The sequence below is a fragment of the Shewanella sp. BJSY2023SW005 genome (assembly GCF_047314585.1).
Lineage (GTDB): Bacteria > Pseudomonadota > Gammaproteobacteria > Enterobacterales > Shewanellaceae > Shewanella > Shewanella algae.
The window spans coordinates 43,855-58,715 of the sequence record NZ_JBKORJ010000024.1 but is presented as its reverse complement, the minus strand read 5'-3'; the positions used below and the strand labels follow the sequence as shown (position 1 = coordinate 58,715).

Below are 14,861 nucleotides of genomic sequence, written 5' to 3'. Positions count from 1 at the left end.
TTTTGTGGTTCCTGTATGAAACACAGTCCTATCCCTGTGGTGGCCCCGGCCAGCTATCACTCGGCATTGGGGCCGCTTGTCGGCCGAGTCAAATACCAGCAGGATTTCGCCCCTCTACCCGCACTGGTTAAGGCCTTGTCTTGCAGGGTAAAGGCATTGACGGCAGCCGGACTTATCTGTTGGCCACAGGCCTTGGTGCCTGTTCCTTTGCATCCGGCGAGGCTGCAACAGCGGGGCTTTAATCAGGCCTGGGTGATTGCATCTATGCTGAGCCAAGAGTTGGGGCTGCCGCTGGAGGATTCTTTGTTGTTGCGGATAGCGGATACTGCGCCACAGGCCGGTCTCAGTGGCAAGGCCCGCAGGCGTAATCTGGCCAAGGCGTTTGCCGTGAGCGGGGCACCAAAGTGGCAACGATTGGTGTTGGTGGATGACGTGGTGACGACAGGCACCACTATCCGGGAAGCCGCCAAGGCTTTGGCTCCCTGGTCGCCGGATGTTCAGGTTTGGTGTTTGGCCAGAGCCGAAGCGCCCGGATTGAACTATAGCTCCTGAGCGGTTAAAGGCGGTAAGTATGGTGCCAACTAAAGATCAAGATCCGGCTTGGAATTGTGGAAGATAAAATCGAGATCCCGACAACAAAAAACTCAGCTCTATCGCTTTCGGGACTACAAAGCGCATGACAGTCGGAGTATGATAGCTCTAATTCTTACTAATTTACTCAGGTTTACCCTGACGGAGCAGGTTGTCATGATTACCATTTCCGAAGCAGCTCAGGCGCACTTTGTTAAACTCCTGGATGGTCAGCCGGAAGGCACTCATATTCGGGTCTTTGTTATCAGCCCTGGGACTCCTCAGGCTGAATGTGGCGTTTCATATTGCCCACCGGATGCGGTTGAAGCCGACGATATCGAGCTGGAATTTAATGGCTTTAAGGCCATGGTCGATGAAAAGAGCGCTCCTTTCCTGGAAGAAGCCAGCATTGATCTGGTGGCCGATCAGTTAGGTTCACAACTGACTCTGAAAGCGCCCAATGCCAAGATGCGTAAAGTGTCTGACGATGCTCCGCTGACCGAACGCTTGGAGTATATGATCCAGGCCGAGATCAACCCCCAGCTGGCTAGCCACGGCGGTCACATCATGCTGGTGGAGATCACAGATGACGGCGTGGCGGTACTGCAGTTTGGCGGTGGTTGTAACGGTTGCTCCATGGTCGATGTGACCCTGAAAGACGGCATCGAGACTCAGTTGCTGGAGCGTTTCCCCGGCGAATTGACCGGTGTTCGTGATGTAACAGATCACCAGCATGGCGACCATTCTTACCAGTAATACTGGTACAGGTTCCAAAGAAAAGGACAGTTCAACACTGTCCTTTTTTATTGCCATCAGGCAGGAATAAATTGCCGCCGACGCCAGAGGAAGTGCAGCCCCAGGCTCAGGCTACGCGCCAGCATAAAGGCGCTCATGGCGGCCCATAGAGCATGGTTACCCAAGGGTTGCAACATGAACCAGACCGGGAAAAATACTGCCAAACTGGCGAAAATCATGCTGTTACGCATCACTTTACCCTTGGTGGCACCAATATAGACACCGTCAAATAGATAGGAAGCAAATGCCAGCAGCGGCAGGGCGATAAGCCATGGCAGGTAGATCAAGGCGACCTGACGCACCTCGGGAATATTGGTCAGCATGCCGATGAGCTGCTCACCGAAAATCCAGAAGCAGCCGCTGAACCCCAGCGCTATGATGGCCGACCAACTAAAGGCCAGTGAAACCGCCTGTTTGAGCGCGTCCAGGTGTTTTTGACCCGTGGTGCGGCCCACTTCGGCCTCGGCATAGTAGGCGATGCCATCCAGGGCGTAGGAGATCAGCAGCAACATATTCAATAACACGGCATTGGCCGCGACAGTTTCATCGCCGAGCCCGGCACCCTTGAAGGTCATAAAGGCGAAGGTGGCCTGCAAACACAAGCTGCGGATAAAGATATCCAGGTTCAGACTCAAGAGGCGACCAAAGTCACGGGGATGTAACTGCCCGAGCAGCTCAGCAATAGGCGGCACATTGAACTGTTTTAACTGGCGCAACACCATGGTGCAGGCTACGGCGCAAGCGGTCATGTCGGCGATGACGGATGCCAGGGCCGCGCCTTCTACGCCCCAACCCAAACCTATAACAAACAGCAGATCCAGAGCTATATTGGCACAGTTGGCGATGATCAACTGCCACATGGCGGCCTTGGGTTGCTGACGGCCCAGCAACCAGCCAAGTAGAGCCAGGTTCAGCAATGCAAACGGGGCTGACCAGATACGAATGGAAAAGTAGCTCGCGGCGTAGCGGCTGACCTGCTCACTGGCATCGGATAAACTGGCAGCCAGGCTGAGTATCGGCCCTTGCAACAGCAGAGCCATCAAGCCGAGGAAAAGTGCCAGCGAGCCGGCCTGCATCAACAGCTGCAATTGCCGAGGCTTGTCATCGGCGCCATAGGCTTGGGCAACCATGCCCGTGGTGGCCATACGCAGAAACCCCAGCAACCAGAACAGCAGTGTTATAATGGTCGAACCAACGGCGACGCCACCGAGATAATAGGCGTCACTCAAGTGCCCTATGACAGCCGTATCCACCAGACCCAGTAGCGGCACAGTTATGTTGGACAGTATCATTGGAAGCGCCAGCGCAAACAGCTGGCGGTTTTTTTGCCTGTCGAACAGGCCAATGCTGGTGGTCATAATTTCTCAGAGGTTAATGATGTTGAAAAAGCTGTGCTTTTTGCTCTGCAGTTGTCTTGGGCTAATAAGTTCACCCGTCCTGGCGGCAGTTATTCTACAGTATCACCATGTTTCTGACAGCTCGCCGGCCAGTACCAGTGTGACCCCTGCCCAGTTTCGGGAGCAGATGCAGTATCTGGCGGATCATGATTTCAATGTGGTGCCGCTGACCCAAGTAATAGAGACGATCCGTCAGTCCAAAACGTTGGCACCGAGAACGGTTGCCATCACCTTCGATGACGGTTACCTCAGCATTGCCGAGGCCGCTCACCCAATACTGAAAGAGTTTGGCTTTCCCTACACACTGTTTGTGGCGATAGAACCGATAGAAAAGGGTTACCGTGAGATGATGAGCTGGGAGCAGCTCAGAACACTGGCGGCAGAAGGCGCTGAGATTGCCAACCACAGTTGGGGGCATGAGCATCTGATCCGCCGCAATGCCACCGAAACCGAGGAGCAGTGGCTGGCGCGAATCGAAGCCAACCTGCTTGAGACCGAGGCCCGAATTGCCAAAGAAACCGGCGACAATCTGAAGATACTCGCTTATCCCTACGGCGAATATAACAGCCAGTTGGAGGCCTTGTTGCAGCGTCTTGGATTTGTTGGCTTGGGGCAGCAGTCCGGTGCGGCAGGCCCTCACTCTGCTTTGACCTCTTTGCCGCGTTTTCCCGTGGCTGGCGCCTATGCCGATATGAATGCTCTAAAGGTGAAACTGTATAGCCTGAATATGCCGGTGCAGGCCATCTCCCCCAGTAACCCTGAGTTACCCATGGGTCAGTGGCGGCCCGAACTTGAGGTGACTCTGGACATGAGCGATATCAATCAGTCGCAGCTCATGTGTTATGTACAGGGGCAGGGCGCCAAGAAACCTCAATGGTTGTCGGCGAATCGTTTCCGTATTCAGGCTGAACTGGACTTGCCTCCGGGGCGATCCAGATACAACTGTACTGCCCCCAGCAAACGTCACGGCAGCTATTATTGGTTTTCCCAGGCATGGGTTAGGCCAAAGGATGACGGCAGCTGGGTCAAGGAGTAGTCAGTAATTTCAACAGCCTGGCCGGGATATTCGCCAGTGGCAACTGCTCGTTGCAGGCATTGAGTGCCACTGCCGAGCCAGGCATACCCCAAACCACAGAACTGGCCTCATCCTGGGCTATGGTGTGGGCTCCCGCCTGATGCATTTTCAGCAGGCCGGCCGCACCGTCTTTACCCATGCCCGTGAGTATCACCCCTATCGCCGACTTAGCGGCAATCTCGGCAATGCTGTTGAACAGCACATCCACCGAGGGCTTATGGCGGTTGACGGTTTCCGTGTCCAGCAGTCTGGTGTAGATATGGGCCCCACGGCGCTCGAGTACCAAGTGGGCATGGCCCGGTGCCAGATAGGCAACGCCCTGAGTCAATCTTTCCCCGCCCTGAGCCTCTATCACTTCCATTCTGGCGTGTTGGTTGAGGCGGCGGGCAAATGAAGCGCTGAAGGCCGCGGGAATATGCTGGGCTATGACTATGGGGGGGGTATTGGCCGGCAGCGGTGCCACTACCCGTTGAATGGCCTCAGTACCGCCGGTGGAAGCGCCTATGGCTATAATACGGTTCTTGAGTTTGGCATCACCGCTCAGTGGTGCAGTGCTGCCTTGTTGAGGGGTGACATGGCTGGCGGCAGCCAGATGCACCTTATCGATCAGCTCTTGCTGATAGTCCAGAAGCCTATTGGTCAAGTCCTGTTTAGGCTTGGCGATAAAGTCGACCGCCCCGAGGGATAAGGCCTCCAGGGTCACGTCGGCGCCGCGTTCTGTCAAAGACGATACCATGACTACAGGCATGGGCCTTAGGCGCATCAAGTTGCGCAGAAAGGCCAGGCCATCCATCTTGGGCATTTCCACATCCAGGGTCAGTACATCCGGCTGCAGCGCTTTAATCATCTCTCTGGCTTCGTAGGGGTCCTCGGCGCAGCCGACGACATCTATATCTTGGTCCTGGCTGAGCATATGACTCAGCAACTGGCGTACCAGTGCCGAGTCGTCAACAATCAGAACTTTTACCATGATCAGTATGGCTCCTTGCTTCCTGAGACATGGGACAGTCGCGGCAGAGTCGAATCCTGATGCCGCAGGCGATAAGTGGTTTGAGCGACGGTTTCAAACTCACGGGAGATATTGGTCAGGCTTTCTGAGTGACCGATAAACAACACACCATCATCGGCCAGGAGTTTTCTGAAACCGGCCACTATCTTCTGCTTGGTGCTCTGGTCGAAATAGATCAGCACATTACGGCAGAAGATGGCATCGAATGGGCCCTGCATCGGCCAGGGCTCCAGTAAGTTGAGCTGCTTGAAGAAGAGTAATTTTTTGATCTGGTTGCTAATACTAAACTCTTCCGCTGCGCCTTGCAGATAGTGGTGCCACCGTTCAGGGATGGCCTCCATTCCGGCCAGGGGATAAACTCCGGCTTCGGCTCTGGCCAACACATTGGTATCGAGATCGGTTGCCAATATTTTCAGGTCCCAACCCGAGGCGGCGGGAAAGTGCTCTGCCAAGGTCATGGCTATGCTGTAGGGCTCTTCACCGCTGGAGCAGGCTGCCGACCAAACTCTCAGCCTGCGTTGCTTGCGCTGCTGCCAATAGGGCACCAGCTCGGTTTCCAGAAAGTTGAAGTGGTGCCGCTCACGGAAAAAGGAGGTCAGATTGGTGGTCAACGCGTTGATAAATGGCGCCAGTTCCAGAGGGTCGCTTTGCAGCTTGAGGCAGTATTCCCCGAAGTTGGCCAGCCGCAACAATCGCAGCCGGCGGCTGAGCCTGGAATACACCATATGGCGCTTGCGCTCGGGTAACACTATCCCTGTGTGTTGGTAGGCCAGCTCGCGGATAATGCCGAAATCCGCGGCTGTCATCGGGAATGCCTTCTCTTCATCGAAGCTCAATCAGTATCTCCTAGAACTCGCTCCACTCTTCTGAACTGACACGGATCTTGGGGGACTTATCCCCGGCGATCAGGGTCAGGGGCTTACCGGCGCCCTTTTCCAGATTGGCGGTATTGAAGAAGCCCAATTGACGCTTCATGCTTCTGGCCTGTTCGGCCATGGCATCTCCTGCTGCCGAGACCTGTTCCACCAAAGCGGCGTTTTGCTGAGTCATTTCATCCATCTGCGATACAGCCTTATTGACCTCCTGGATCCCAACCGACTGCTGCTCTGCGGCTATGCTGATCTGGTTGATCATGCCGGCTACCTTGGACACGGCTTGCACTATCTCCTGCAGGGTTTCACCGGATTGATTGACCAACTGGGTGCCATCTGTGACCTTGTTGACGCTGTCGCGGATCAACTCCTTGATCTCTTTGGCGGCACCGGCGCTGCGCTGTGCCAGGTTACGTACCTCTCCGGCCACTACGGCAAAACCACGGCCCTGTTCTCCGGCTCTGGCAGCCTCGACCGCAGCATTCAGCGCCAGCAGGTTGGTCTGAAAGGCGATTTCATCTATCACGCTGATGATGTCGGCAATGCGTTTGCTCGAGGTGTTGATCTCCTCCATGGCGCTGACAGCCTGTTTGACTACCTTGCCACCTTCGCCTGCCTTCTCGCTGGCCTCCTGGGCTAAGTTGTTGGCCAGAGTGGCATTTTCGGCGCTTTGCTTCACAGTAGCTGTCATCTCCTCCATGCTGGAGGCGGTTTGCTCCAGGGAGGCGGCCTGCTCTTCGGTACGCTGGCTAAGGTCGGCGTTGCCTTGAGCTATCTCTTCGGCTCCTGAGGTGACGGTATTGGCCGAGTCATTGATGCCCCCAATCACTTCGGTCAACTTACTGATGGTGGCATTGGCATCTTGCTGCAGCTTGGCAAACTGACCCTGATATTCGCCGCCAAGTTTTCGATCCAGTTGCCCCTTGGCCAGGCCATCGAAGATATCAGCGATTTTGGAGATGACATTGTCAGCGATGCCGACCAAGCGGTTGAGGCCGTTGGAGAGATTAAGGAAGAAGCCTTCCTTGTTGTGAATATCCAGACGGCGGCTCAGGTCGCCGTCGTTGGCCGCCGTGATAATGGCGTCAATCTCCTGCTCTATGGCCACTTCATTGGTACGGTCGGCCCATTCAACCACAGTGCCAATTCGTCCCTGTTCCGGGTCCAGTATCGGGTTGGCAATGATTCTGAAGGTACGGCCGCCAACTTGCAGCTGGCTGTCGTAGGTCTCGGTCAATCCGGCGAGAATATTGCGCTGGTGGCTGGGGACCTTGTGGAAACCATCGATATTTTGTCCCAGCAGTTTGCTGGCATTGAACTTGGGCAGGTCGCGGAGAATATCTTTCTCGGCTGCCTGAAACATCTGCTGTACAGCTTGGTTGAGGTAGATGATATTGCCGTCGTTATCCGCCACCATGGTATTTGAACTGACATTATCCAATGCCTGACGAATGCGGGCATTTTCGGCCGCCAGCTGTTTTTCCTGCTGCTCTCTGGCCAGGCTGGCGGTGATATCCTGCCACTCCACAACTGTGCCGGTACGCTTGCCCTGTTCAAATACCGGGGTGGCAATCAGGTTGAATGTCAGCCCGGCCACCTTGATGCGTGTGTTATAGCTGTCGGTGAGCTGGTCCAGCAATTGTCGCTGATGCTCAGGATGGCGATGGAAGATATCGATATTGCTGCCAATCAGCTTGCTCATGTTGAAGGCCTGCAACTCCTGTTGCAGCTTTTGCTCATTGCCGGCCAGCATTTCATTCAGTGAGTCGTTCAGGTAGATGATGTTGTAGTCGGTATCGGCGACCATCACATTGGCCTGGCAGACATTGAGAGCCTGCTTGATGCGGGTGTTCTCTGTAGCGCTTTGCAGCTCCAATTGTTGTTTGCTAAGGGCTTCGGTGAGATCTTGCCATTCGACCACAGTGGCAATACGCTGCTTGTTTTCGTCGAATACCGGCGAAGCTATCAGGCTGAAGGCACGACGACCTACCTTGATCTGAGTCGAGTAAACCTGCTCCAAGCCGGCGATCAATTTCCTTTGATGCTCAGGGTTGCGGTGGAAAACATCCATATTAGCGCCCTGCAGCTTGTCGGCCTGGAATTTAGGCAATACCTCTTGAATGTCGGCCTCGGCGTCCTGCATGGTTTGTTGCAGCGAGTGGTTGAAGTAGAGAATGTCACCGGCCGGATTGGCCACCATCACATTGGCCTGGCAGATATCCAGAGCCTTGAGAATGGCTTGCTGCTGTTGCTGGCTCTGACGCCAACGACTGAGCTCGTCCAGCAGAGGCTTCCAGCCCGGCAGATCAAGCTCGACAAACTGCTGCGTGCCGTCTTTCAGCAACCGCTGCAGTTGGTTGATGGCGCTATCCAGGGTGCCTTTGTGCTTGAGTGAGTGCAATAGCCCAAGCAGTATGCAAACCAGAGTGGCGCCCTGCAGAATAATAATGATATTGGGATCCTGGCCTAGCAGCATGAGCGCCATCACGGCGATGCCCGTGATTAAGCCAAGCAGATTCCAGGGATTGCTGTTGATTAGGTTGGCATTGGCGGCATCCATTCTTCTTTCCTCGATGTCTTAAAGGTTGGCAGCCTGAGGCTGTTCCAAGTCCAGTTGCTGCAGCAAACTGGAAAGTTGTGATGCATCCGGCAGCACTTCATTACCGAGTAACATATTGATATTCAATAGTATGACCATCTTATCGGCCACACAGGTGAGTCCATGGATGAAACGCATGTCCGTGTCCTGGCCAAAATCGGGCGCACTGCGGATCTCGCTCTGGGTGATACTGAAAACATCGGAAACGGCATCCACCACTATGCCCATCACCTTGTGCTGTTTATCCAGGCGCACTTTCAGCACTATCACTACTGTGGTTGGGCCATATGCCAGGGTCTTGATACCGAACCTTTGACGCAGATCTATGATGGGGACTATGGTGCCGCGCAGATTGATGACCCCTTTGACATGGGGCGGCGCATTGGGAATAACCGTGGTTGCTTCCCAGCCACGGATCTCCTGCACCGAGAGAATATCGACACCATATTCCTCATCGGCCATCATAAAGGTGAGGTATTGCTGTGATTGATCTTTTGCAGCTGCCGATGTTGCAGGGTTGGATTCTGTCATTGCGCTTCCCTTCTAGGCTGCATGTTCCTGAGTTTGATTGAGGCCAGACATGGTCACGAGTCCGGGAATATCCACTATCAGCGCCACCCGGCCGTCACCGAGAATAGTGGCACCGGACACCCCGGGCACTTTGGCGTAGTTGTCTTCCAGACTCTTGATCACCACTTGTTGCTGCGCCAGCAACTCATCGACCAGCAGGCCGACTTTTTGGTTGTTGTTGTCCACCACCATCACCAGCCCCTCTTTGACCTCTTTGGCCTGAGCCTGGTGATTGAACTCCTGATAAACGCGGATGACCGGCAGGTACTCGTCTCGTAGGCGGATCACTTCGTGCTCTTCAGACAGCTTGTTGACCTTACTGCTTTCCACTTGCAACGACTCATAGATGGAGACCAGCGGCACCACATAAGTATGCTCGCCGACCCTCACCAACTGGCCGTCGAGAATGGCCAGGGTCAAAGGCAAGCGAATGGTAAAACGGCTACCCTTGCCGGGCGTCGAGGCCAGCTCCACACTGCCGCTGAGTGCTTGAATGTTGCGTCTGACCACATCCATACCCACGCCCCGGCCTGAGAGGTCGGAGACGCTGTCGGCGGTAGAAAAGCCGGGTTTAAAGATGAGTTGCTGAATCGCCTCTGTGCTGAGTTCCTCTTCAGCGCCGACCAAGCCTTTATCTCTGGCCTTGGCGAGAATTCTGCCGGTATCCAATCCGGCGCCGTCGTCGGTTATTTCTATGACGATATTGCCGCCTTGATGGAAGGCGTTGAGGGTGATCCTGCCGGTTTCCGGTTTACCCTTGGCGCTGCGCACGGCAGGGGATTCAATGCCGTGATCCAAAGAGTTACGTACCAGATGCACCATGGGGTCGACAATTTTCTCCATCACTGTCTTGTCCAGCTCTGTCTCCTCACCTTTGAGGATCAGCTCGACCTTCTTGCCCAACTGCTGACCTATGTCGCGTACCAAGCGGGGGAAACGGTTGAAGGCGAAGCTGATAGGCAGCATGCGGATCTGCATCACGCTTTCCTGCAGATCCCGAGTGTGATTGGCCAATTGCTCCAGCCCCTGCTGCAGTGACAGCAGAGCGTTATCGTCAATGCGTTCCTGTTGGCCTATCTGCCCCAGCATAGCCTGGGTGATCACCAGCTCACCCACCATATTGATCAGCATGTCTATCTTGTCGGTGCTGACCCGGATAGAACTGGTTTCCGCCGTTTTGGCAACAGCCTTGCCGGACTCCACTTTGGCTGTGGTGGCTGCGACCTGTGTCTCTTGGGAGGATGGGGCAGAAGTCGAGATAGGGGCTTGTTCCTGCGGAGAAACACCTTCGACAAGCTGTGCCTTGGCGGGTAACTGCTGATAATGGATTTCACAGTCGTCCTCGACCCACTCAAACACCTCTTTTATCCGCTCAAGTTGCGCCTCTGTGTCGAGTTGCAGCTGCCAATACAGACGGCAGGATTCGGGGTCCAGGTCTTCAAACTCAGGCAGTTCCTGCTCTGGCAGGCTGACCTTTAGCTCACCCAGCTCGGCGAGTTCGTTGAACATCAAAATGGGGTCGTTGCCGCATCTGAGAATGTCGGCGCCGGCATGGAAATCTATCTGCCAGCTGAGCCCAATATCTTTGGTTTCAGACTCTTTGGTTTCTGATGCTTTGGTTGCTGACTTTTCATTATTTTGGCTGGCGTTATCCGGCGCATCTTCGACCCCGGCAACTTCGGACAGCTCCTGATTGAAGCGGTTTTCCAACTCTTGTTGCTGGGGCGATTCAAAGCTTTGACCTGCCATCAAGGCCTGCAGCATGTTGCGCAGCAGATCCACCGACAAGAGCAACATATCCTGATGATTGGCGGTCATTTCCCGGCGGCCATCACGGATTTCATCCAACAGGGTTTCCAGCAAGTGGGTGAATCCGGCGACCTGGTTGAAACCAAAAGTGGCGCTGCCTCCCTTAATCGAATGGGCGGCTCGAAAAATGGTATTTATGGTTTCCGGATCCGGTTGCTGCACGTTCAGTTTCAGCAGCTCAGATTCCATGACCTCCAGGCCTTCGAGGCTTTCTTCAAAGAACACCTGGGTGAATTGGCTCAGATCTATGTCCATATATCCGCTCCTTGCCGGAGGCTAACCCAATACTTTGCGAACCGTGGCCAACAGCTGATCCGGGTTGAAGGGTTTGACTATCCAACCTGTGGCTCCGGCGGCTCGTCCCTGTTGCTTCTTGTCTGTGGTCGACTCTGTGGTCAGCATTAACATGGGCACAAACTTGTAATTGGGCAGCTCGCGCAAGTTACGTATCAGCTCGATACCATCCATAATTGGCATGTTGACGTCCGATATCACCAGGTCAAACTCTCTGCCTTGGGCTACTTTCAACGCTTCCTCGCCATTGTTGGCTTCGGTCACGTCGAAACCTGCTGTCTTGAGAGTAAAGCTCACCATTTGCCGCATGGAGGCTGAATCATCAACTGCGAGGATTGTCTTCATTGAGCGTTTCCTTTTCAAAATCCGAATCGAGTGTCGGGATCCTGATACCCAGGCGCGTCAATTGAGCGATAAAGGCGGGTTGAGCCTGTTGCCATGACAGTTTCAACCCTCGCTTGTCGCAACTCAGAGCAAACAGGTACAGCAACTGGGCGCCGGCAGTATCCACCTTGTGCAACTCACCGGCATCCAGGATCAATTCATCGACCCGATGCAAGAGCTCCAATAGTTTTTGGTAGAGTGGCTGAATATTGCGAATGCTTATTTCTGAACCCAGTGCCAGTGTGTCGATGGACATAGTGCTTCCCTGTTTTCCCAACACACAAAAGATAGTCGGCAAATTTCACTTCTGCCTCTTTTCAAAAGAAAAAATGGTATATGAATGACTAGGCTCTTTAGGGGGTTAGTGAGGCCCTTGATACTGAGTAACCAGAGTGCGAAAGTCGGCCAGCAGTTCATCGTTGCGGATTTGCGGCAGTTGTCCGGGTGTCTGTGAACGGGGCTTGATGGTGGCGTAGCGGCGGCCGTCGGGCGAGATCAGGATCAAAGAGGCGCTGTGATCCACTTGGTAGTCAGGGCCATCGCCGACCAGTGAATACACCAGGCCCAGATCGCGGCTGAAGGGCAGTAATGCCGGGTGCTCGGCCCGTAAACCTATGAACTCGGGATTAAAGAAGGCCAGGTAGTCTTTGAGTTTGCTTTGGCTGTCACGCTCAGGGTCGACACTGAGCAGTATCACCTGTATTGGTGCCAATTGTGCCAGTTTCGGGTAGACGGCGCTGAGTTTGCCAAGGGTGGTGGGACATACGTCCGGGCAGGAGGTGTAACCGGCGAAAATCAGACTCCATTTCTGTTTTAGCTTGTCATTATCGAATTGATGACCGTTTTGGTCCTGCAACTCAAAAGGTTGCAGTGGCCTTGGGGTTTCATATTGAAAGCTGGTTTGCAGTGCCTGCTGCGGCTGAGACGAAGGTCGGTGAAACAGCTGCACACTGGCCAAACCGCCAAGACCTATGAGCAAAATACCTGCCACCAAGATGCGTTTCTTCATGATTCAACTCCAGAGGTAATGATCCACAAGCAGGGCAATAAACAGCAGCATCAGCTGATAGATAGAGAAACGGAACACGGCCATCGCCAGCCCGGGGCGGTCGGCAAACTTGAGTTGCCAGGCCTTGTAGATAAACAGGCAACTGAGAATGGTGGAAGCCAGCAGATAGACGGGGCCACTCAAGCCAACCAAAACCGGCAATAAGCAGGCGATGGCCAGCAGTAGGGTGTAGAGCAGAATACAGGTCTTGGTAAATTCCACCCCGTGAGTCACAGGCAGCATGGGGATATCCACCTTGGCATACTCTTTTTGACGGTGAATGGCCAAGGCCCAGAAATGAGGTGGAGTCCAGGTGAAAATAATGATCACCAACAGCCAGGCGTGGCCGTGAAAGTCATTGGTTACCGCCGTCCAACCCAGCAGTGGCGGCATGGCACCGGCAAGGCCACCTATCACGATATTTTGAGGGGTTGCCCGCTTTAAATAGGCGGTATAGATAAGGGCGTAGCCAATCAGGCTGGCACAGGTTAACCAGGCGGTGAGTGGATTCACCAGCCAATAGAGTAAGGTAAAGCCCGCCAATCCAAGCAAGACGGCAAAGCTCAAGGCTCGACTCACGCTCACTCGTCCCTTGGGTAAGGGGCGGTTATAAGTGCGGGCCATCAGGCCATCAATGCGTCGATCGATAAGGTGATTCAAGGCGGCCGCCGAGCCAGCCATCATGGCGATTCCCATTAGCCCGGCAAGCAAGGGCTGTAGGGGGATGGCACCGGGCAACGCCAGGCACATGCCCACCAGGACGGTGAGCAGCATCAGCGCCACCACCTTGGGCTTGGTCATTTCCAGGTAATCGCGCCAGGAGATCTCTGTGCGGGTCGCGTCCTGGGCTATGGAGAGTAGTTTGGCCATAAACAGTCCCTCTTCAGGCTTTACGCCAAAGCGCATAGTTGATGAATACCAAAGTCAGCAGCAGCAGGGCTGCACCGCCGTTATGGGCAACCGCCACCGGCAGCGGCAGATGCAGCAAGACGTTGGCCAGGCCCAATGACAGCTGTAATCCCAGCACTAAGGTGAGTACCAGAGCCGAGCGTTTCAGGATGCTCGAGTCGGCTCTGCGCCAGAGCATGAATGCCAGGGTGAGTACTAGTATCGCGGTCAGCAGGGCACCTATTCGGTGGGCAATATGTATGGTCATCCGGGTGTGATAATCCAATACGCCGAACTCAAAGCTTGGATGCTGCCCCTGAAAAGGAGAGAAGGCATCTGCCAGACGTAGGTTGTTGCTCCAGTCACCTTCGCAGATAGGCAACTCTGTGCAGGCCAGGGCGGCGTAGTTGGAGGAGGTCCAGCCGCCAAGCATAATTTGCAGTACCACAATGGCCAGCGCCACCATGGCCAAAGGCGCCAAGGTGCGGGCTTTGGGATCGCCATCCGGGATTTGCAGCGGCCGGAGCCTGAGATACAGCAGCAACAACAGCGAAAACAGGGTGAATCCCCCGAGCAGGTGAGACATGACCACGACGGGCATCAGTTTCATGGTCACAGTCCACATTCCCAGCAGCGCTTGAAATACGATCAGTGCGGCGATCAGTCCCGGCAGCGTCTTCGGGGCTGCGCTGCCACGCCAACTCTGGATCAAAATAAGTAATACCAGAATCCCCAGCGAGCCGGCCACGTATCTGTGGATCATCTCCAGCCAGGCTTTCTTGGGTTCTATTTCTTGTCCCGGAAAGTGGCGTTCGACATGAGCCAATTCATGGGCCTGAGAAGGCACCTTGATATGGCCATAGCAACCGGGCCAGTCGGGGCAGCCAAGGCCGGCATCCGACAGCCGGGTGTAGGCGCCCAACAGGATTACCGTCAGAGTGCAGATGAGGGTCATCTTCAGTAGCAAGTTCAGTTTCATCAGCCCACCCTCGAGAGTTTCAACAGCTTGCGCAGGTCGCTGACCAAGGCCTTGCCCTGCAGGAGTTGGCCCTGGTGATCCACTACCCCCGGATAGGCCAACACCCAAGCGCCCAGAGGGTCGACTATCACCAACATCTGCTGCTGTAATGGATTCTCGGCGGTCAGAGGTTTATCCAGAGTGACTCGATGAAAGTCGTTGTTTAGCGGAGCACCCGTGTCGCTTTCCCGGTTGATGAAAATCAGGGTGTCGACCCTGTCCATCTCGGCGCCCAGCGCCGTATGGCTCTGCTGCAATATGTAGAGCCGTTCCTGGCATAGTTCATCGCAGTTGGCCGGTATCAGGTATAGGACTTGCCAACGGCCGGGAAGCGGGTTGTCTAGCCCAAGTTGCTGATAACCCAGATTAACCGGCAGCAACTGGCCCTTGTTGGTGGCTCCACCTTGATATAGCTCGAAGCTCAGTACCAGTTTTGCCAGTATCACCGGCAGGGCAAAGGCCAGCAGTAGTATCAAGAGTGGTCTTTGGGTTCGGGAGTTCATCCTGGCTCCTCTTGCTGTAATTGGGCGTTC

General features: G+C 54.7%; 15 protein-coding genes. 3 read left to right on the top strand and 12 right to left on the bottom strand.

From position 1 onward, the window contains the following. Window positions 1-15 precede the first annotated feature (15 nt). A complete protein-coding gene (locus tag ACMHXI_RS06915; RefSeq protein ID WP_240539432.1) occupies window positions 16-552 on the top strand; it encodes a ComF family protein in 537 nt (178 codons plus the stop codon). Between the two features lie 195 nt (window positions 553-747). After that, window positions 748-1,326 carry a Fe-S biogenesis protein NfuA gene (gene nfuA / locus ACMHXI_RS06910; RefSeq protein WP_028780834.1) on the top strand — a complete coding sequence of 193 codons (579 nt, stop codon included), beginning with the start codon at window positions 748-750 and terminating at the stop codon, window positions 1,324-1,326. Window positions 1,327-1,382: 56 nt separating this feature from the next. Here nfuA and ACMHXI_RS06905 read toward each other — a convergent pair whose 3' ends face one another. After that, complete coding sequence (locus ACMHXI_RS06905) at window positions 1,383-2,723, bottom strand: MATE family efflux transporter (RefSeq protein ID WP_186265207.1); 1,341 nt, start codon at window positions 2,721-2,723, stop codon at window positions 1,383-1,385. 19 nt (window positions 2,724-2,742) lie between these two features. Between ACMHXI_RS06905 and ACMHXI_RS06900 the strand changes: the two genes are divergently transcribed. After that, window positions 2,743-3,798 (top strand): polysaccharide deacetylase family protein, encoded by a 1,056-nt coding sequence (locus tag ACMHXI_RS06900; RefSeq protein WP_144220688.1) that lies wholly within the window; start codon window positions 2,743-2,745, stop codon window positions 3,796-3,798. On the opposite strand, the gene ACMHXI_RS06895 is transcribed toward ACMHXI_RS06900, so the two are convergent. The 11 genes from ACMHXI_RS06895 to ACMHXI_RS06845 all read right to left on the bottom strand — a co-directional run bounded on the left by ACMHXI_RS06895 (window position 3,788) and on the right by ACMHXI_RS06845 (window position 14,831). Next, the gene (locus tag ACMHXI_RS06895; RefSeq protein WP_096142400.1) at window positions 3,788-4,807 is read right to left on the bottom strand and encodes a protein-glutamate methylesterase/protein-glutamine glutaminase; all 1,020 of its coding nucleotides are present in this window, start codon (window positions 4,805-4,807) and stop codon (window positions 3,788-3,790) included. The two genes, ACMHXI_RS06900 and ACMHXI_RS06895, sit on opposite strands and share 11 nt — an antisense overlap. 2 nt (window positions 4,808-4,809) lie before the next feature. Next, entirely contained in the window at window positions 4,810-5,682 is an 873-nt protein-coding gene (locus ACMHXI_RS06890; RefSeq protein WP_306440268.1) for a CheR family methyltransferase, read from the bottom strand. A gap of 10 nt (window positions 5,683-5,692) precedes the next feature. Beyond that, window positions 5,693-8,278 (bottom strand): methyl-accepting chemotaxis protein, encoded by a 2,586-nt coding sequence (locus ACMHXI_RS06885; RefSeq protein ID WP_186265209.1) that lies wholly within the window; start codon window positions 8,276-8,278, stop codon window positions 5,693-5,695. A gap of 18 nt (window positions 8,279-8,296) precedes the next feature. Then, window positions 8,297-8,848, bottom strand: coding sequence for a chemotaxis protein CheW (locus ACMHXI_RS06880; RefSeq protein WP_096142402.1), 552 nt, complete (start codon window positions 8,846-8,848; stop codon window positions 8,297-8,299). A gap of 12 nt (window positions 8,849-8,860) precedes the next feature. Beyond that, on the bottom strand, window positions 8,861-10,951 hold the full coding sequence (locus ACMHXI_RS06875; RefSeq protein WP_096142403.1) for a chemotaxis protein CheA: 2,091 nt from the start codon (window positions 10,949-10,951) through the stop codon (window positions 8,861-8,863). A 21-nt stretch (window positions 10,952-10,972) separates the two neighbouring features. Then, on the bottom strand, window positions 10,973-11,335 hold the full coding sequence (locus ACMHXI_RS06870) for a response regulator (RefSeq protein WP_025010825.1): 363 nt from the start codon (window positions 11,333-11,335) through the stop codon (window positions 10,973-10,975). Further along, complete coding sequence (locus ACMHXI_RS06865) at window positions 11,313-11,630, bottom strand: STAS domain-containing protein (RefSeq protein WP_025010824.1); 318 nt, start codon at window positions 11,628-11,630, stop codon at window positions 11,313-11,315. Before ACMHXI_RS06865 ends, ACMHXI_RS06870 begins: the two co-directional genes overlap by 23 nt. Before the next feature lie 105 nt (window positions 11,631-11,735). Then, window positions 11,736-12,383 carry an SCO family protein gene (locus ACMHXI_RS06860; RefSeq protein WP_144128657.1) on the bottom strand — a complete coding sequence of 216 codons (648 nt, stop codon included), beginning with the start codon at window positions 12,381-12,383 and terminating at the stop codon, window positions 11,736-11,738. A gap of 3 nt (window positions 12,384-12,386) precedes the next feature. Further along, window positions 12,387-13,292, bottom strand: a complete 906-nt coding sequence (gene cyoE, locus ACMHXI_RS06855) for a heme o synthase (RefSeq protein ID WP_144160201.1) — start codon at window positions 13,290-13,292, stop codon at window positions 12,387-12,389. Window positions 13,293-13,305: 13 nt separating this feature from the next. Then, window positions 13,306-14,289: a COX15/CtaA family protein gene (locus tag ACMHXI_RS06850; protein WP_413734469.1), complete on the bottom strand. Its 984-nt coding sequence runs from the start codon at window positions 14,287-14,289 to the stop codon at window positions 13,306-13,308. Beyond that, entirely contained in the window at window positions 14,289-14,831 is a 543-nt protein-coding gene (locus ACMHXI_RS06845) for a hypothetical protein (protein ID WP_025010821.1), read from the bottom strand. Before ACMHXI_RS06845 ends, ACMHXI_RS06850 begins: the two co-directional genes overlap by 1 nt. Between the last annotated feature and the right edge of the window lie 30 nt (window positions 14,832-14,861).